The organism is Croceicoccus sp. Ery15 (genome assembly GCF_020985305.1).
Taxonomy (GTDB): domain Bacteria; phylum Pseudomonadota; class Alphaproteobacteria; order Sphingomonadales; family Sphingomonadaceae; genus Croceicoccus.
The window spans coordinates 698,437-715,875 of sequence record NZ_CP087588.1; the positions used below are offsets into that span (position 1 = coordinate 698,437).

General features: G+C 63.3%; 14 protein-coding genes. 7 read left to right on the plus strand and 7 right to left on the minus strand.

Annotated features, from left to right (window positions below; translation table 11 throughout):
* Positions 1 to 15: 15 nt before the first annotated feature.
* A complete protein-coding gene (gene panB / locus LOZ77_RS03525) occupies positions 16 to 885 on the minus strand; it encodes a 3-methyl-2-oxobutanoate hydroxymethyltransferase (RefSeq protein WP_230280818.1) in 870 nt (289 codons plus the stop codon).
* A gap of 153 nt (positions 886 to 1,038) precedes the next feature.
* Between panB and LOZ77_RS03530 the strand changes: the two genes are divergently transcribed.
* On the plus strand, positions 1,039 to 2,469 hold the full coding sequence (locus tag LOZ77_RS03530) for a sodium-dependent transporter (protein ID WP_230280819.1): 1,431 nt from the start codon (positions 1,039 to 1,041) through the stop codon (positions 2,467 to 2,469).
* Between the two features lie 59 nt (positions 2,470 to 2,528).
* Here LOZ77_RS03530 and LOZ77_RS03535 read toward each other — a convergent pair whose 3' ends face one another.
* Positions 2,529 to 3,011, minus strand: coding sequence for a pyridoxamine 5'-phosphate oxidase family protein (locus LOZ77_RS03535; RefSeq protein ID WP_230280820.1), 483 nt, complete (start codon positions 3,009 to 3,011; stop codon positions 2,529 to 2,531).
* A 143-nt stretch (positions 3,012 to 3,154) separates the two neighbouring features.
* Between LOZ77_RS03535 and LOZ77_RS03540 the strand changes: the two genes are divergently transcribed.
* From LOZ77_RS03540 to LOZ77_RS03565, 6 genes are all read left to right on the plus strand, one after another.
* Positions 3,155 to 4,048, plus strand: a complete 894-nt coding sequence (locus LOZ77_RS03540) for a hypothetical protein (RefSeq protein WP_230280821.1) — start codon at positions 3,155 to 3,157, stop codon at positions 4,046 to 4,048.
* Entirely contained in the window at positions 3,951 to 5,543 is a 1,593-nt protein-coding gene (locus LOZ77_RS03545) for a DNA polymerase Y family protein (RefSeq protein ID WP_230280822.1), read from the plus strand. The genes LOZ77_RS03540 and LOZ77_RS03545 overlap by 98 nt, the downstream gene beginning before the upstream one ends.
* A 440-nt stretch (positions 5,544 to 5,983) precedes the next feature.
* Complete coding sequence (locus tag LOZ77_RS03550; protein WP_230280823.1) at positions 5,984 to 7,243, plus strand: putative DNA modification/repair radical SAM protein; 1,260 nt, start codon at positions 5,984 to 5,986, stop codon at positions 7,241 to 7,243.
* Positions 7,240 to 8,730, plus strand: coding sequence for a TIGR03915 family putative DNA repair protein (locus LOZ77_RS03555; protein ID WP_230280824.1), 1,491 nt, complete (start codon positions 7,240 to 7,242; stop codon positions 8,728 to 8,730). Before LOZ77_RS03550 ends, LOZ77_RS03555 begins: the two co-directional genes overlap by 4 nt.
* A 139-nt stretch (positions 8,731 to 8,869) precedes the next feature.
* On the plus strand, positions 8,870 to 12,469 hold the full coding sequence (locus LOZ77_RS03560) for an error-prone DNA polymerase (RefSeq protein WP_230280825.1): 3,600 nt from the start codon (positions 8,870 to 8,872) through the stop codon (positions 12,467 to 12,469).
* A 1-nt stretch (position 12,470) separates the two neighbouring features.
* Entirely contained in the window at positions 12,471 to 13,217 is a 747-nt protein-coding gene (locus LOZ77_RS03565; protein ID WP_230280826.1) for an extensin family protein, read from the plus strand.
* 36 nt (positions 13,218 to 13,253) lie between these two features.
* Here LOZ77_RS03565 and LOZ77_RS03570 read toward each other — a convergent pair whose 3' ends face one another.
* The 5 genes from LOZ77_RS03570 to pstA all read right to left on the minus strand — a co-directional run bounded on the left by LOZ77_RS03570 (position 13,254) and on the right by pstA (position 17,419).
* The gene (locus tag LOZ77_RS03570) at positions 13,254 to 13,706 is read right to left on the minus strand and encodes a hypothetical protein (RefSeq protein WP_230280827.1); all 453 of its coding nucleotides are present in this window, start codon (positions 13,704 to 13,706) and stop codon (positions 13,254 to 13,256) included.
* Between the two features lie 147 nt (positions 13,707 to 13,853).
* Positions 13,854 to 14,543 carry a phosphate regulon transcriptional regulator PhoB gene (phoB, locus tag LOZ77_RS03575; RefSeq protein WP_230280828.1) on the minus strand — a complete coding sequence of 230 codons (690 nt, stop codon included), beginning with the start codon at positions 14,541 to 14,543 and terminating at the stop codon, positions 13,854 to 13,856.
* A 101-nt stretch (positions 14,544 to 14,644) separates the two neighbouring features.
* Positions 14,645 to 15,325 (minus strand): phosphate signaling complex protein PhoU, encoded by a 681-nt coding sequence (gene phoU, locus LOZ77_RS03580; protein WP_230281760.1) that lies wholly within the window; start codon positions 15,323 to 15,325, stop codon positions 14,645 to 14,647.
* Positions 15,322 to 16,125, minus strand: a complete 804-nt coding sequence (gene pstB / locus LOZ77_RS03585) for a phosphate ABC transporter ATP-binding protein PstB (protein WP_230280829.1) — start codon at positions 16,123 to 16,125, stop codon at positions 15,322 to 15,324. Before pstB ends, phoU begins: the two co-directional genes overlap by 4 nt.
* Positions 16,126 to 16,153: 28 nt before the next feature.
* Complete coding sequence (gene pstA, locus LOZ77_RS03590) at positions 16,154 to 17,419, minus strand: phosphate ABC transporter permease PstA (RefSeq protein ID WP_230281761.1); 1,266 nt, start codon at positions 17,417 to 17,419, stop codon at positions 16,154 to 16,156.
* Positions 17,420 to 17,439: the final 20 nt, after the last annotated feature.

Below are 17,439 nucleotides of genomic sequence, written 5' to 3' on the forward strand. Positions count from 1 at the left end.
CGGGCGAGCGGGGAGCTATTTCGCCTTATACACCTGCTCCTCGCCCGGAAAGCTGCGGGCGCGGACGTCGGCGGCATATTCGCCCGCCGTGTCCGAAATGATTTTGGCGATGTCGTTGTAACGCTTTACGAAGCGCGGTGTGCGTTCGAACATGCCCAGCATATCCTCGGCCACCAGAACCTGACCATCGCATTGCGCCGATCCGCCGATCCCGATGGTGGGGATGGCGATTTCCCTGGTCAGGGTGATGGCAATATCCTCGACCACGCCTTCGATTACGATGGCGAATGCTCCGGCCTGTTCCAGTGCCTTTCCGTCCGCGACGATCTTGGCTTCCTCCGCCTCGCTTCGCCCGCGCGCCATATAGCCGCCCAGCGCGTTCACTGCTTGCGGGGTCAGGCCAACATGGCCCATTACCGGAATGCCGCGCTGCGACAGGAAGGACACGGTTTCGGCCATGGCTGTCCCCCCTTCCAGCTTGACCGCCGCAGCGCCGGTTTCGGCCATGATGCGGCTGGCGCTTTCGAAAGCCTGTTGGGGCGAAGCCTCATAACTGCCGAACGGCATGTCGATCACCACCAGCGAATGATAGGATCCGCGCACCACTGCCGCGCCATGGGCGCACATCATGTCGAGCGTGACCGGCAGGGTCGACGGCAGCCCGTAGATCACCTGCCCCAGCGAATCCCCCACCAGCAGCATATCGCAATGGGGGTCCAGCAATTGCGCCATGCGCGCGGTATAGGCGGTCAGCATGACAAGCGGTTCTTCGGTCACGCCGTCCTTTTTGCGCTGCATCACCTTGGGCACGGTCAGGCGCTTCATCGGGGCGGGGGTGGGATTGGCGCGGCTGGTCGCGGTGTCGAGCTGGAAGGTCGTGGACATGGGCGGCGTTCTAGCCGCGCTTTGCCATGTGGGAAAGGGCGCGCAAGCAACGCCTGTTTGGCACCGCCATGTGGATGCGGTGCACGCAGCGGGTTTTCAGCGGGCGTTTCACCTCTATAAGTCAGGTCCGTTACAGATGAAACGGAGGGTTGAATGGCAGGTGCGACCGGACAGGCCGGAGAACAGGGCTGGTCCTCGCGGACGGCATTTTTGCTGGCTGCCATCGGTGCGGCGGTCGGATTGGGCAATATCTGGCGCTTTCCGACGCTGGCGGGCGAAAACGGGGGCGGGGCATTCGTTCTTGTCTATATCGCCTGTGTTTTCCTGATCGGCCTGCCGCTTGTTTTGTCGGAAGTGATGATCGGGCGCACCGGGCGCGAGGATGCGGCGGGATCGATCGCCCGCGTGGCCGAAAAATCGGGCGTGTCGCGCAAATGGAGCCTGTTCGGCGGAATCGAGATTCTGGCCGCTTTTCTGATCCTGTCGTTCTATTCGGTCGTGGCGGGCTGGGCGCTGTATTACGTGTTCGTGATGGTCGGCGATGTCGCATCGTCCATCGGGGCGGGTGCGCCGTTCGGCGCGGCGTTTCAGGGCGAAACGCAGGATGTGATTACGGGGCGCATGGGCTCTTTGTTCGGCAGCCTTGGCACCATGATCGGGATGCACACGATTTTCATGGTGGTAACCGTGATGATCGTCGCCAATGGCGTGCACGACGGGATCGAAAAAGCGGCCGGCACGCTGATGCCGGCCTTTTTCGTGCTGCTGGTGGCGATCACCATCTATGGTGCGTTTACGGGCGAATTCGCACAGGCGCTGGCCTTTCTGTTCACGCCCGATTTCTCGCAATTGACGCCGACCGCGGTGAACGAGGCGTTGGGGCAGGCATTGTTCTCGCTGTCGCTGGGGTCGGCGGCGCTGATCACCTATGGCGCCTATGTGGGCGACGACGTGAAGCTGGCCCCCACGGCAGGTATGATCGCGGCGGCGGATACGGGTGTGGCGATGCTGTCGGGCCTGATGATCTTTCCCATCGTGTTTGCGGTGGGCCTCGATCCGGCGGCTGGGCCGGTGCTGGTGTTCCAGTCGCTGCCAGTCGCTTTTTCGCAGATGCCTGCCGGTTCGCTGATCGGGCTGGCGTTCTTTGTCCTGATCTTCTTTGCCGCGCTCACCAGTTCGATTTCCCTGCTGGAAGGGCCGGTCGCGTGGGTCATCGACCGGTTCGGGGTAAAGCGCCTGCATGCAGCCTTGCTGGTCGGCGGGAGTGCCTATGCGATCGGGTTGCTGTGCGCGATGGGTTATAATGTGCTGTCGGATGTGCGGCCGCTATGGTTCTGGGGCATTTTTGCCGAGAACGATATTCTGGATTCGATCGACGGCATCACGGGTAAGGTGATGCTGCCGCTGGCGGCGCTGGGCGTGTCGCTGTTCATCGGCTGGCGCGCGGATCGCAGGCTGGTGGAAACGCAGACGGGACTGTCGGTGGGCATGCTGGGTCTGTACCGTTTTGTGATGGCGTGGCTGGCCCCTATGGCGGTGGCGCTGATCCTGCTGTTCGGCCTGTTTCCCGGTCTGCTGGGCTGATGGCAAAAGGGGCGCTCCGCGATGGAGCGCCCCTTTTTCGTTTTACGGCCTTCATCATTTTATAGCGAAGTCTCAACATGTTTGTCGCGGACGTCGCCCGTGACATCCTTGCCCAGCATCATCTTGGCGGTTGTCGTGATTCCGATGCTGGCATCCCAGATCGATGCTTTGCCCAGATCCATACGCAGCATCAGCAGGTTGGGGTCGTCCTTGCCGCCCGGGAACCATGCCTCGGTCATGTTGCTCCACTCTTTCTCCATCCGTTCGCGGCTGGTTTCTTCGACGAGTGTTCCGCGGAAGCGGGCGAATACCGAATGGCCGCTGGAGGAGAATGTGGCCGTGGCGGGGCCCATCGCAGCGAAATGGCCGGTGCGATAGGTGAAGAACCAGATCGCGTGATCGGCATCCTTGTCCAGTTGCGCGGTCATGGGGGCGGCGCTGTCGGGATCTCCGTCAAGCTGCAGCATCACAAAGGGGGATGAGGCCAGTTCCTTCCAGAACTTTTGCTTCAGCTCGTCGGCTTTTCCTTCCTTATATTGCATGGGTTGGTCCTTTCGGTTTGTTCTTCCCTGATGCAACGGTGGAAAGGGCAGGCTGTTCCGTTTTTTCGGATGGGTCAGTGGACGCAACGAATGGAACATAATAAGAACATTGATCGTTTTCATGTCCCGATTCGATTCTTTTAATGGAGCCTGTCATCGCCGGTCCCGATCCCCACGCAGGTATATGCCCTGCCGATCCGGTTCCCTTGCCCGAAGGGGTGTTTCCCGCTGCCGATCTGGCCGGTTCGCGCTGGCTGGAGGGTGGGGACAAGGACGGGGACGGGCGCGGCTGGAACCCTGCCATCGCCTTTCGCGGAGCGGGGGAGATCTTTGCAAACGGCGACGACGGGGCCGGGGCGGCGCTGGCGCTGGAACTGGCGCGCGGGGCACCGCGACCCTTGCACGAACGGGCACTCACCGAAACGAGCGACGAGCGTGCCTTTCTGTGGGTGCAGGACGCCGCTTCTATCCGCGCTGGCGGCCGGCCGTTCTGGCCCGGCCTGCCGCGCGATCTGGCGCATCGGGCGATCCATGTGGCCGTGCGCACGGCAGAGGATGCCTTGTTCGCGCTGGAAGAAGGCGTGCGCTGCCACGATCTGGCCTTTGTGATCGGAGAGATCGCGGGAAACCCGCGTGCGCTGGATTTCACGGCCTCGCGCCGGCTGGTGCTGGCGGCAGAACGGCATCGCGTGCCGCTGTGGCTGGTACGGGTGGATGCGCAGCGCGATCTGGGCGCGGCACGGATGCGGTGGGATGTATGCTCTGCCGTATCGCAGCCGCCGCGCTGGAACCCGCAGGCACCGGGCCTGCCGGGCTGGCGCGGCGAATTGTTCCGCGCCCGAGGCCTGCGCCCCGGCGCATGGTGGATCAGGCCCGAACGCATGACAAGTGATGGAGGGGGTAATGGGGGATCGATCCTCTCCGCCCGTCCGGTCGATCATGACGCCGCCGACCATGGCGGGCACCTTGCAGCCGGACAGGCGGGTGCTGGCGATCTGGTGCGCGCGGCTGGCGATCGATCGCTGGCGGCAGGCTGAAGCGGGAGGCGAGGCGGAGCCGGATGTTCCGCTCGCGCTCATTACCGAAACCGCGCATGGCCCCCGCATCGCCGCTGCCACGCGCGCCGCCGGGGCGGCGGGTGTGCGCATCGGCACCATGCTGGCCGATGCCCGCGCCTTGTGTCCCGCGCTGGAAGTGCGCCCTGCCGATCCGGCGGGCGATCTTGCCTTTCTGGAACGGCTGGCCGTGTGGGCGCAACGCTGGGGGCCATGGAGCGCGCTGGACCCGCCCGACGGGGTGATCGTCGACATCACCGGCGCGGCCCATCTGTTCGGCGGCGAGCAACGCCTGCTGGATGATGCGGCGCGCGTGTTCGCGGCGCGCGGTTTGACGGTGCGGCTGGCCATCGCACCCACGGCAGGCGCGGCATGGGCGCTGGCGCATTACGGGAGAGCCCGTCAGGGAAAGGGCGGGCTGGTGCTGGACGGGGGAGAGGATATCGCTGCCAGCCTGGCCCCTTTGCCGGTCGCGGCACTGCGGCTGGACGACGATGTGCTGCTGGTGCTGCGACGGCTGGGGCTGAAACGGGTGGGCGATCTGGACGGGATCGGCCGCGATGCGCTGTCGCGCCGGTTCCGCAACCGCCGTTCGGCCATGGCCAATCCGCTGATGCGGCGCGACCAGATGATCGGACTGGTCCCCGAACCCATGCTGCCGGTCATCGGCAATCCGCCCGCCATGGTGCAATTGCGGCTGATGGAGCCGATCCGCCACTTGCCTTTGTTGGAAGTCGTGCTGGCCGATCTGGCCGCCGCGATGATGCGCATGCTGGAAGGGCGGGGCGAAGGGGCACGGCGGCTGGAACTCGCATGCTGGCGTGTCGATGGCGAAATCGCGATCCGCACGCTGGAACTGGCCGCCGCGACGCGCGATGCCGCCCATGTCTGCCGCCTGTTTGCCGAACGGATCGCCACGATCGATGCAGGGCTGGGGATCGAAATGGCGCGGCTGGTCGCCCGCTGGGCCGAGCCGCTGGGGCTGGCGCAGGCCGATCTGGATGCCTCGGCAGAGGTGCATGGAACCAGCCTTGCAGCCTGTATCGACCGGCTGTCGGCACGGCTGGGCACGCGCGCGGTGCGGCGACCGGTGCCTTTTGCCAGCCATGTGCCCGAACGCGCCCAGCGCTGGCAGGCGCCGCTGGAGCCGGTGCCCGCAGCGCAGGAGAGCTTTGCCTTTCACGCCCGCCCGTTCAGGCTGCTGGACAAGGCAGAGCCGATCGCGGTGCTTTATGCCACGCCCGACGGTTTGCCCCAACGCTTTCGCTGGCGCGGTCATGTCCACGATGTCGCGCGTGCCGAGGGGCCGGAACGGATCGCGCCCGAATGGTGGCGCGAAAAGGGTGCGGCGCGGCTGCGCGATTACTACCGGATCGAGGATGGCGAGGGACGGCGTTTCTGGATCTATCGGCTGGGGCTGGCCGGCGACGGGCGGGGCGGAGCACCTGACTGGTTCATGCAGGGCCTTTTCGCCTGAGCTTCGTTCGCCTGGGCATTCGCCGACAGGTGTTTGACGCGATCACGCACGATCGCATTGCCGTGCAGCCTCAAAGATACCGGATGATGCAATGATGCAACAAATGCGAAGGGCGACGAGGTCAAAACCCCGCCGCCCGCACACGGAGGCCTTCCGTGCTATCTGTAAATGGCGCGATGCAATGGTTAACGCCAACATGCAAGCGCTTTGGTGCGAGTGGTATTTTCGCCACTATCGCCCTGTCCTGCTGCGGAATCCAGCATATCTTTTGCGAAGTTTGCGCGGCTGCAGCGCATCGATTGATACTATGTCATGACATGATTGCGGCCTTGTCTGTCATAATATTGCGATTGGTCTGAACGCCCTCGGTTCGTCGATTTTGCGGCGAGTGGGGCTAGCCAGCATGGCGCAAAGAACATAAAGTGAACACTGGAGTCGCAATGGCACAGAAATCACTTATCGAACGACTGAAAGTCCTGGCGGATGCCGCCAAATATGATGCGTCCTGCGCATCGTCGGGCACGTCGAAACGCGACAGCCTGAACGACAGGGGGCGGGGCGGCAAAGGCATTGGATCGACCGAGGGCATGGGCATCTGCCACGCCTATGCGCCCGATGGTCGCTGCATATCCTTGCTGAAACTGCTGCTGACCAACCATTGCGTGTTCGATTGCCATTACTGCGTGAACCGCAAGAGTTCGAATGTGGAGCGCGCGCGCTTTACCCCGCGCGAGGTCGCCGATCTCACCCTCTCGTTCTACAAGCGCAATTATATCGAGGGGTTGTTCCTATCCTCGGGCATCATTCGCAATTCCGATCACACGATGGAGCAATTGGTCGAAACGGCGCGCATCCTGCGCGAGGAGCATGATTTTCGCGGCTATATCCATTTGAAGACCATTCCCGAGGCCGATCCCGAAATCGTCCGGCGGGCAGGGCTTTATGCCGATCGCATCTCGATCAATGTCGAATTGCCGACCGATGCGGGGCTGGCCCGGCTGGCGCCCGACAAGAATGCGCATCGGATCGATGGCGCGATGGGCGCAATGCGCAATGCCATTGCCGAAGGGCGCGACGCGAAGAGGCGTTTCCGCCATGCGCCGGCATATGCGCCCGCGGGGCAGTCGACACAGATGATCGTGGGTGCCGACGGGGCCAGCGATGCCGATATCGTAAGCCGCGCCAGCGCGCTTTACGGGCGGCACCGGCTGCGGCGCGTCTATTACTCGGCCTTCAGCCCCATTCCCGATGCCAGCGCGGTGCTGCCGTTGAAACGCCCGCCACTGGTGCGCGAGCACCGGCTTTACCAGTCGGACTGGCTGATGCGCTTTTACGGGTTTTCTCCGGCGGAAGTGGCCGATGCCGCCGGGGCGGACGGTATGTTGCCGCTGGACATCGACCCCAAGCTGGCATGGGCACTGAAGTTCCGCGACAGCTTTCCCGTCGACGTCAATCGCGCTTCGAAAGAGGCTTTGCTGCGGGTACCGGGACTGGGAACGCGCGGCGTGGCCCAGATCCTTAGCGCACGGCGGCATCGCGCCTTGCGACTGGACGATGTGGCCAGGCTGACCGTGTCGGTTGCAAAGCTGCGTCCCTTTATCGTCACGGTCGACTGGCGGCCCGTCGCGCTGATCGACCGCGCCGATCTGAAGGCGCTGGTCGCGCCCGATACGGGGCGGCAACTGGACCTGTTCGCATGACTGCGCTGCAACATGTGCGGCTGGGTGCCTATCACGTGGTGCCAATGGCCTCGCCCGACGATTTCGACGAATGGCGCGATCATGCGCGGCGTATGGTCATGGCCGATGTGCCGCCCGACCGCGTGGCATGGACCGAACCGGGCGGACCGGCGGGCAATCTGTTCACGCATGGTGACCGCCGCTTGCCCGCACCCGACCGCGAGGCGCCGCCGCCGCGCGTATCGCGGCGTTTTATCGAAATTGCGAAGACCGTGATCCTGCATGCCGATACCGACAGGTTCGCACTGCTGTATCGCGTGCTGTGGCGATTGCAGTCGAAACCCCGCCTGATCGAGGACGGGGCCGATGCGGACATACGCGCCATGGCCGATATGGCGCGGGGCGTGCGGCGCGACATTCACAAGATGCGGGCCTTTTTACGCTTCCGCGAGATCGAGCATGAGGGCGGCGAATATTTCGTCGCATGGTTTGAACCGCAGCATCACATCCTGCGCCATAATGCGGGTTTCTTCACGCGTCGCTTTGCCAATATGCGCTGGTCGATCCTGACCCTGCGGGGCAGCCTGCATTGGGATGGCGATACGTTGCGCGAAGGGCCGCCCGCCACGCGCGCCGATGCGCCGAACGGCGATCCGGTAGAGGGGATGTGGCGCGCCTATTACGCATCGATCTTCAATCCCGCTCGGTTGAAGGTCGACGCGATGCTGAAGGAAATGCCGCGCCGATACTGGAAAAATATGCCCGAAACGCAGCTGATTCCCGAACTGATCGCGGGGGCGCAAGCGCGCGAGGCGGCCATGGTTTCGGCAGGCGCGATGGAAAATGGCGAACGGCCCGCAACGCTGGATGCGGTGGACAAGGCGATCCATGCCTGCGCGCGCTGCCCCATCGGCGCGCTGGAAAACCGCGCGGTGATGGGTGAAGGGACGCCCGATGCCCCGCTGATGATCATGGGCGAGCAACCGGGCGATATCGAGGACCGGCAGGGACGCCCTTTCGTCGGTCCGGCGGGGCAATTGCTGGACGTGCATCTGGAACGCGCGGGGATCGACCGTCGTGCGGCCTATGTCACCAATGCGGTCAAGCATTTCAAATATGTGTCGGGGGATGTGCCTGATCGGGGCGTGCCAAATCGTGGCGTATCCGGTCGCGGCGCATCCGGTCGCGGCAAGCGGCGCCTGCACCAGAATCCCTCTGCCCGGGAAATCGACATCTGCCGCTGGTGGGTAGAGGCGGAGCGCGCCATCGTGCGGCCAAAGCTGGTGCTGGCGCTGGGCGCCAGCGCGGCGCGCAGCGTGTTGGGCAAGACAATATCGGTCACCAAGGCACGCGGCACGCCTGTGCCGCTGGACGATGACAGCGAGCTGTGGGTGACGGTGCACCCGTCCTATCTGTTGCGGTTGGAGGGACCTGCGCGCAAAGAGCAGGCGCGGCTGTTCGACGCCGATCTGGCGGCCGTCGCGGCGCGTCTTCGGGAACTGGCGTAATGGCGCGCTGTGGACTGTCTGTGGATAAAGCTGTGCGCAAACCTGATGATAGTGCTGTGGACGGGGCGGCAGAACGTGGGGGTAACCGGCCTGTTTTCGCGGTGACCCGTCCGCTTGTCAGGGGCCTGCCGGTGCCGCCATGCCCGACGCGCCGTTAACGCCCGATCGTCGCCGGATAGAGATCGATACCGATGCATTGGGTGCGCCGCCGCGAGCGCCCTTTGTCGAACTTGGCCTCGTCTCGTGCTTTTCCTTCCTGCGCGGCGCGTCCGACGCGGTCGATCTGGTGATGACGGCGCGCGCTATGGGCTATGACGCCATCGGGATTGCCGATGCAAATTCGCTGGCAGGCGTGGTCCGCGTACATGGCGAGGCAGAGACTTTGCGTTTGCGCCCGGTGATCGGCGCGCGGATCGAAACGGTCGAGGGGCTGGCCTTTCTTGCCTATCCCGAAACGCGCGCGGCCTATGGCCGGTTGTCGCGGCTGATCAGCAAGGGGCGGATGCAGACCTTGTCGGGCGCATGGCAGGACAAGGGCGTGTGCGAGATCGATCTGGCGATGCTGGCCGAACATGCGGCGGATGATGGCGGGCACGGCGCCTTGCATCTGATTGCCTTGCCGCCACCCGATCTGGATACGCCGTTCCGCGTCAGCCTGCCGGGCAATGTGATGCCGATTGGCGGGGGGCAGGCAGAGCCGGTTGCGCAAAGCCTGTCCTTTGCCGGCCTGGTGCCGCATCTGGCGCAATTATTGCCATCGCTGGGCCATATCGCGGCCAGCCATCTCTATCGCGGCGATGATGTGGCGCGGATCGGCAGGCTGGATGCGCTGGCGTGCGCCCATGGGCTGGGCCTGCTGGCCACGAATGACGTGCATTACCACGCACCCGACCGCCGCCCGTTGCAGGATGTGATGACCGCGATCCGGCACAAGACCACGGTGGCAAGGGCGGGGCATTTGCTGCACGCCAATGCCGAACGGCATCTGAAAGCGCCCGAGGAGATGCAACGCCTGTTCTCGCGCTGGCCGCATGCGATCCGCGCCGCCCGCGATCTGGCGGACCGCTGCCGGTTCAGCCTGAACGAATTGCGCTATGAATATCCCGATGAGATCTATCCCGAAGGCCGCACCCCGCAGCAGCATCTGGAAGTGCTGACATGGGAAGGCGCGGACAGACGTTATCCCAGTGGTTTGCCGGAAACCATTCGCGCGACGCTGGAGCGTGAACTGGCGCTGATCGCAAAGCTCGACCTCGCGCGCTATTTCCTGACGATCCACGATATCGTCCGCTTCGCGCGCAGTGTCGATCCGCCGATATTGTGTCAGGGGCGCGGGTCGGCGGCCAATTCGGCGGTCTGCTATTGTCTTGAGATTACGGCCGTCGACCCGGCGCGCCATGCGCTGCTGTTCGACCGCTTCATTTCCGAAGAGCGCAAGGAGCCGCCCGATATCGACGTCGATTTCGAGCATGAGCGGCGCGAGGAAGTGATACAGCATATTTACGAGAAATACGGTCGCCACCGCGCGGGACTGTGCGCCACGGTCATCCATTACCGGCCACGCATGGCGATCCGCGAAGTGGGCAAGGCGATGGGCCTGTCGGAAGATGTCACGGCCAAACTTGCGGGCACCGTATGGGGCGGTTGGGGGCGCGAGATCGGCGAGGCGCATGTGGCCGAAACCGGCATGGACATCAGCGATCCGCATTTGCGGCGGGTTCTGAAGCTTACCCAGCAGATGATTGGAATGCCGCGACATCTGTCTCAACACGTGGGCGGCTTTATTCTGACGCAAGGCGCGCTGACCGAAACCGTGCCCATTGGCAATGGCGCCATGCCCGATCGCAGTTTCATCGAATGGGACAAGGACGATATCGAGGCGCTGGGCATATTGAAGGTGGACGTGCTGGCGCTGGGCATGCTGACCTGCATTCGCAAATGTCTTGATCTTGTGCGCGATCATCATGGCCGCGCGCTGACTTTGGCCAGTGTCCCGCGCGAGGATCCGGAAACCTATGCGATGCTGCGGCGCGGGGATTCGCTGGGCGTTTTCCAAGTGGAAAGCCGCGCGCAAATGAACATGCTGCCGCGGCTGCGCCCGCGCGAGTTCTATGATCTGGTCATACAGGTCGCCATCGTGCGCCCCGGTCCGATTCAGGGGGACATGGTGCACCCCTTCCTGAAACGCCGGAGGGGAGAAGAGCGGGTGGAAATTCCGGCCCCGGGCCCCGCGCATGGTCCGCCTGACGAGCTTTCCAGCATTCTGGGGCGTACATTGGGCGTGCCGATCTTTCAGGAGCAGGCGATGAAGATCGCGCTGGACGCGGCGAAGTTCAATTCGGCCGAAGCCAACCGGCTGAGGAAAGCGATGGCGACGTTCCGTTCGCGCGGCATGGTCGATGAATTGCAGGACATGATGGTCGAGCGCATGGTGAAGCGCGGCTATGACCGCGATTTCGCGCAGCGCTGTTTCAACCAGATCAGGGGGTTTGGCGAATATGGCTTTCCCGAAAGCCACGCGGCCAGCTTTGCCCATCTGGTCTATGTGTCGAGCTGGCTGAAATGCCATTACCCTGCCGCTTTCGCCTGCGCCTTGCTGAATTCGCAGCCGATGGGCTTTTATGCGCCCGCCCAGATCGTGCGCGATGCGGCCGAACACGGAGTAGAGGTGCGACCGGTGGATGTGAACCTGTCGCAATGGGATTGCACGCTGGAACCCGCGCGTGGCGATACGGTGGCGCTGCGGTTGGGGTTGCGACAGGTGGACGGACTGCCCGAACATGTCGCGGCGCGGCTGATCGCTGCCAGGGAAGAACTGAACGGTGAGGATAGGGCCGCATTTTCCGATGTGGCCGCGCTGCGCGAATATTCGGGCATTCCCGCGGCGCATATCGAACGACTTGCCAGTGCCGATGCGTTCGGTTCGCTGCGGATTACCCGCAGGCAGGCCCTGTGGGATGCGCGTTCGATCGTTTCGGCCCCGCCATTGCCCCTGTTCGAAGCAGCGCGTGCCAGAGATCCGCGGGTGCGGGACGAAGGGGCGGAGGTCACGCCTGCCATTCTGCCCGCGATGCCCTTGTCCGAAGAAGTCGTCGCGGATTACCAGACCACGCGCCTGTCGCTAAAGGCGCATCCCATGGCGTTCCTGCGCGCAGGCCTCGCCGAACGCGGCTTTATCCGCGCCTGCGACCTGCGCGAACGCAAATACCGGTCGAATGTGCAAGTGGCGGGCGTTGTGCTGATCCGCCAGCGGCCCGGCAGCGCCAAGGGCGTGTGCTTTATCACGCTGGAGGACGAGACGGGGGTGATCAATCTGGTCGTCTGGCCGCATCTGAAAGAGAAATATCGCCGCGTGGTGATGGGGGCGCGGCTGATGGAGGTGCGCGGGCGGGTCGAATATGACGACGATGTCGTCCATGTGATCGTCCAGCAGATGTTCGATGCCAATCACGCCCTGCATGCCTTGTCGGACGATGTCATGCCCGCCGTAATGGCCCGTGCCGATCACGTGCAAAGCCCGCTGCCCGAGAAATCCGGACGCGGAGGTAACTTGTGCGACGATCCGCGCAAGGACCGCCCGGCCGACCCGCATGGTAGCGCGCCCGACGGGGCGAAGCAGCCGATCGATCCGTGGGAGCCGCCGCCCGCAGGCAATCGCGAATGCGGGTTTCAGGGGCGCCATCCGCGCGATATGCGCATTATTCCGCGGATCCTGCCGCCGTCTCGGGACTTTCACTAGGGTGACTATCCGCAAACGCCTGCCGGCCCGCCCTTTCCGTATCGATCGCGCTGTCATCGCACTGCTTGTGCTGTTGGCATTACTGGCGGGAGGGCACGGCTGGCTGAAAGCGCACCCCGAGCATGATCCGCGTGCGCCGGTCGACCTGAACGGGCCCGAAGGCTGGGCGACTTCGATGAAGCTGGCGGGTTTGCGCGGTGATCCCGTGCAATGCCGTCAGGCGCTGGACCGCGCAGGGATCGGCTTTACCGCACTCGACCCCACGGGTGAGGGGGCGTGCCGACGCGACGACCGGATGCGGATCGCGAGTGATGCCGAACGGGGCATGATACTGACACCGACCATGCCCGAGGCAAGTTGCAGCGTGAATGCCGCGCTGCACTGGTGGATGCGGCACCGCGTGCAACCGGCGGCAGAGGATATTCTGGGGAACAGGGTCGCCAGCCTGCAGCATCTGGGCACCTTTAATTGCCGGCGCATCAATGGAGGCACGCAAGGCCGGTGGAGCGAGCATGCGACGGGCAATGCCATCGACATAGCCGGGTTCACATTGGAGGATGGACGCCGATTGACCCTGTCGGCGGACTGGCAGAACGCCGGAAATCCGGAAGGCGCATTTTTGCGAGCGGTACGCGACGGTGCCTGCGATGCGTTCGGGACAGTGTTGTCGCCCGACTATAACGCCTTGCACGCCGATCATTTTCATCTGGATCAGGCAGAGCGCGGGTTTGGCAGTTTTTGCCGGTAAGGGCAGGCGGGTGCGACCCGAACCCCGCCCGACCGGTCAGTCGCGGAATGTCATCGACCGCAGCAGCATCGAACCTGCCAGATGACGATATTCGGCGCGTTCGCCCGACGCGCTTTGCATCTGCGTTTCGGTCATCGCCATATGTTTGCGATAGGCCTCGGCGCGCGCCTCTTCCTCTTCGGGGCTTTCCCATTCGGTCCAGCGGGTGATCAGATAGACGTCGGGTTCACCTTTGCGCGGGAAAGAGTTCACCAGCACCTCGTATCCGGTGATCCAACCTTGTTCCATCGCAAAGGCCTGACCCTTGCGCCACATGCCCGCCAGATGATTGGCATAATCGAGCCCGTGCCCGTCCTCGATCTCGATCCCCGAAACTTCGACATATTCGCCGCTGACGAACGGCCACTCGCTCTGCGCATGGGCAAGTTGCGGGCAGGCAAGCGCCATCGATGCCGCAAACAGCGGCGCAAGTAATTTGACAGTCTTCATCAATCATCCCCTTCGCGGAACATGTGCAAGACGCACAGGTTTCCCTCGGGCAGTCCCGGTGTATTTACGATGTTCGGAAAAATACCCGATCGGGTCAGGCTGCGCGCCCGTTAATCTTCTGTCAATCTTGCAGCGCAGCAAAAATGATCAGGCAGCTTCGAATGCGTAACCGGCCGAACGGACGGTACGTACCGGGTCCTTGCTGCCTTCGACCGACAAGCCCTTGCGAAGACGGCGAATATGCACGTCGACCGTACGCAGTTCGATATCGCTGCCGGTGCCCCATACGGCATCAAGCAATTGGCCCCGGCTGAAGACGCGTCCGGGGTGTTCCATGAAGAACCGTAGCAGGCGGAATTCGGTCGGACCCAGTTGCAGCGAATGGCCGCGACGGGTGGCTTTATGGCTGGTGGCGTCCAGCTTGATATCGCCGACCTCCAGCACCTCGCCCGCAAGCGCAGGACGCACGCGGCGCAGCACCGCCCCGACGCGGGCGATCAGTTCGCGTGGAGAGAACGGCTTGGTCACATAATCGTCGGCGCCGGTTTCAAGGCCGCGGATGCGGTCATCCTCGCTTCCGCGCGCCGTCAGCATCACGATGGGAACATGCGCCGTTTCCTTGTCACGGCGCAGGCGGCGGCAGATTTCGATGCCGCTGGTCCCCTCGACCATCCAGTCAAGGATGACGAGGTCGGGCGCTTGTTCGTCGGCAAGGATCAGCGCCTCGTCACCATCGCCGGTGACGTGCACTTCATAGCCTTCGGCCTCAAACCGATATTGCAGCAACTCGGCAAGCGAGAGATCGTCTTCGACGAGAAGCAGGCGCGGAGCGGGCACTTCTACGGATCCTTATCAGTGGCGGTACGTCACCCCATCACACGCCTTTTATTACCGGCTTATGACAAGAGCGTGAATATTACACGACTGTGGTCCGGCAATCAGCTCTCGTGATCCTCGCGATCGGGCGGATAGGTGCCGGTGGCCGAGAAATGCACCATTTCCGCCACATTGGTCGCATGATCGCCGACGCGCTCAATATTGCGCGCCACGAACAGCAATTGTGCCGCGCTGCCGATGGTGGCGGGGTTTTCGACCATATGGGTGACCACATTGCGGAAGATGCTGTCGTAAAACGCATCGACGCGCGCATCGCGGGCGATCACTTCCTTGGCCAGCATCGGATCGCGCGCGGCATAGGCAGTCAGCACATCATGCACCATCTCGACCGCGATTTCGCCCATGGCGGGGATTAGCGCGAGCGGTTCGAACCGGCGGCGGCCTTCGATGCGGTTGACGCGCTTGGCGATGTTCTTGGCGTAATCGCCGATCCGTTCGACCACGCCCGCGATCTTCAGCGCGGCGATCACCTCTCGCAAATCGTCGGCCATGGGCGCGCGCAGGGCGATGGTGCGAACGGCCAGACGGTCGATCTCCATCTCCAGCGTGTCGATTTCCTTGTCGCGGGCGATGACGCGATTGCCCAGTTCCTCGTCGCCATTGACGATGGCTTCGAGCGATTCCTGGACCGACAGCTCGGCCAGTCCGCCCATTTCAGCGACCAGACCGCGCAGGCGGGTAATGTCTTCCTCAAACGCTTTGACCGTGTGTTCCATAATCAGCCGTAGCGCCCCGTGATATAATCCTTTGTCCGTTCTTCGCGCGGATTGGTGAAGATGTCACTCGTCTTGCCGTACTCGACCATTTTTCCCATGTGGAAAAACGCGGTCCGTTGCGAAACGCGGGCGGCCTGCTGCATCGAGTGGGTGACGATCACGATGGCATAACGGCCGCGCAATTCGTCGATCAGCTCTTCGATACGCGCGGTGGCGATCGGATCGAGCGCCGAACATGGCTCGTCCATCAGGATCACTTCAGGGTCGACCGCAATGGCGCGCGCGATGCACAGGCGCTGTTGCTGGCCGCCCGAAAGCGCTGTGCCCGAATCGGCAAGGCGGTCCTTCACTTCGTCCCAAAGGCCGGCGCGTTGCAGCGACTCTTCTACGATGCGGTCCATTTCGGCCTTGCTGGTCGCAAGCCCGTGGATGCGCGGCCCATAGGCGATGTTTTCATAGATCGACTTGGGAAACGGGTTCGGCTTTTGAAAGACCATTCCGACACGCGCGCGCAATTGCACGACATCCATCCTGGAGCGATAGATATCCTCGCCGTCCAGCAGGATTTCACCTTCGACCCGCGCGCTGGCAATCGTGTCGTTCATGCGGTTCAGCGTGCGCAGAAAGGTCGATTTGCCGCAGCCCGACGGGCCGATAAAGGCCGTCACATAGCGCGTGTGCACGTCGATCGAGACATCGTCGATCGCCTTTTTCTCTCCGTAGAAAACGGAAACGCCATTGGCCGAAATCTTCGGCTTGGCGGCAGCGGTCTGCGTGGTGGCCTCGGCCAGTTCTTGTTCGGGCATGGTCATCTTCATTAGACGGTCTCAGGGATTACCAGCGGCGTTCGAATTTGTTGCGCAGGTATATGGCGAGGCCGTTCATGGCCAGAAGGAACAGCAATAGCACGATAATCGCGGCAGAGGTACGCTCTACGAAGCCGCGATCGATCTCGTCCGACCACAGGAAGATCTGAACCGGCAGAACGCTGGACGGAGAGGTGAAGCCCGCAGGCGGCGTGGCGACAAACGCGCGCATGCCGATCATCAGCAGCGGCGCGGTTTCGCCCAGCGCGCGGGCCATGCCGATGATCGTGCCGGTCAGAATACCGGGCAGGGCCAGTGGCAGCACATGGTGAAACACCACTTGTACCGGCGAAGCGCCGATTGCCAGCGCGCCGTCGCGGATCGAGGGCGGGACCGATTTGATCGCATTGCGCCCGCTGATTACGATGACCGGCATGGTCATCAGCGCCAGCGTCATGCCGCCGATGATCGGAGCGCTGCGCAGATTGGGAAAGATCCAGAGAAACACCGCAAGGCCCAGCAATCCGAAGATGATCGATGGAACTGCGGCGAGGTTGTTGATCGAAACCTCGATAATATCGGTCCATTTGTTCTTGGGGGCATATTCCTCAAGATAAACGGCTGCCAAGACGCCGATGGGAAAAGCCAGCACCAGCGTGACGATCATCGTGAGCAGTGAGCCTTTGAGCGCGCCCCAGATGCCCGCTTCCTGCGGGTCGGTGGCATCGGCACGCGACAGGAAGCCCCAGTCGAAAGCGCGCGACAAAACGCCTTCGTCCTTCAGCCGCGATGCCATCGCCTGCAATTCGGCCGGTCCTTCGCCGCGATAGGCCGCGGCCAGATCGTCCTCGACCGGCACGGCCACGGTGACATCGCGGGTCAACATGTCGGGATCGGCCACGATCTTCGCCGCCAGATCGCGTGAAGCACCGCCGCCCAGTTGCGAAGCGACGTCATCGCCATAGGCCTGCGTCGCGGCAAATTGCAGCGCGTCGGTCAACCCTGCCGAACGCAGCATCGCTTCGGCACCGGGCTGGCTGAGCTGGCTTTGATCGACAGCAAGGCCGAGTTCGGTAAATTTCACCGGCACCTTCAGTTCGGCACGGGTGAAGCCGGCAATACCGTTCGACGTCATCGCGACCAGCAACACGGCCAGCACCGCGACGGAGACCAGCACCGACAGCATCGCCAGCAATTTGAAGCGCCGTTCTGCCGCGTAGCGCTTCTTCAACCGCTTTGCGACAACGGCATTGCGCTGCACACGCTGCCGGTCGAGTTCGGACAAATCCTGCATCTGTGCGGGGGACGGGGAGG

Excerpts from the sequence above, each read along its gene's own strand:
- panB (WP_230280818.1), bottom strand. The coding sequence starts at position 885 with ATGTCCACGACCTTCCAGCTCGACACCGCGACCAGCCGCGCCAATCCC.
- LOZ77_RS03530 (WP_230280819.1), top strand. The coding sequence starts at position 1,039 with ATGGCAGGTGCGACCGGACAGGCCGGAGAACAGGGCTGGTCCTCGCGG.
- LOZ77_RS03535 (WP_230280820.1), bottom strand. The coding sequence starts at position 3,011 with ATGCAATATAAGGAAGGAAAAGCCGACGAGCTGAAGCAAAAGTTCTGG.
- LOZ77_RS03540 (WP_230280821.1), top strand. The coding sequence starts at position 3,155 with ATGGAGCCTGTCATCGCCGGTCCCGATCCCCACGCAGGTATATGCCCT.
- LOZ77_RS03545 (WP_230280822.1), top strand. The coding sequence starts at position 3,951 with ATGACGCCGCCGACCATGGCGGGCACCTTGCAGCCGGACAGGCGGGTG.
- LOZ77_RS03550 (WP_230280823.1), top strand. The coding sequence starts at position 5,984 with ATGGCACAGAAATCACTTATCGAACGACTGAAAGTCCTGGCGGATGCC.
- LOZ77_RS03555 (WP_230280824.1), top strand. The coding sequence starts at position 7,240 with ATGACTGCGCTGCAACATGTGCGGCTGGGTGCCTATCACGTGGTGCCA.
- LOZ77_RS03560 (WP_230280825.1), top strand. The coding sequence starts at position 8,870 with ATGCCCGACGCGCCGTTAACGCCCGATCGTCGCCGGATAGAGATCGAT.
- LOZ77_RS03570 (WP_230280827.1), bottom strand. The coding sequence starts at position 13,706 with ATGAAGACTGTCAAATTACTTGCGCCGCTGTTTGCGGCATCGATGGCG.
- pstB (WP_230280829.1), bottom strand. The coding sequence starts at position 16,125 with ATGCCCGAACAAGAACTGGCCGAGGCCACCACGCAGACCGCTGCCGCC.
- pstA (WP_230281761.1), bottom strand. The coding sequence starts at position 17,419 with ATGCAGGATTTGTCCGAACTCGACCGGCAGCGTGTGCAGCGCAATGCC.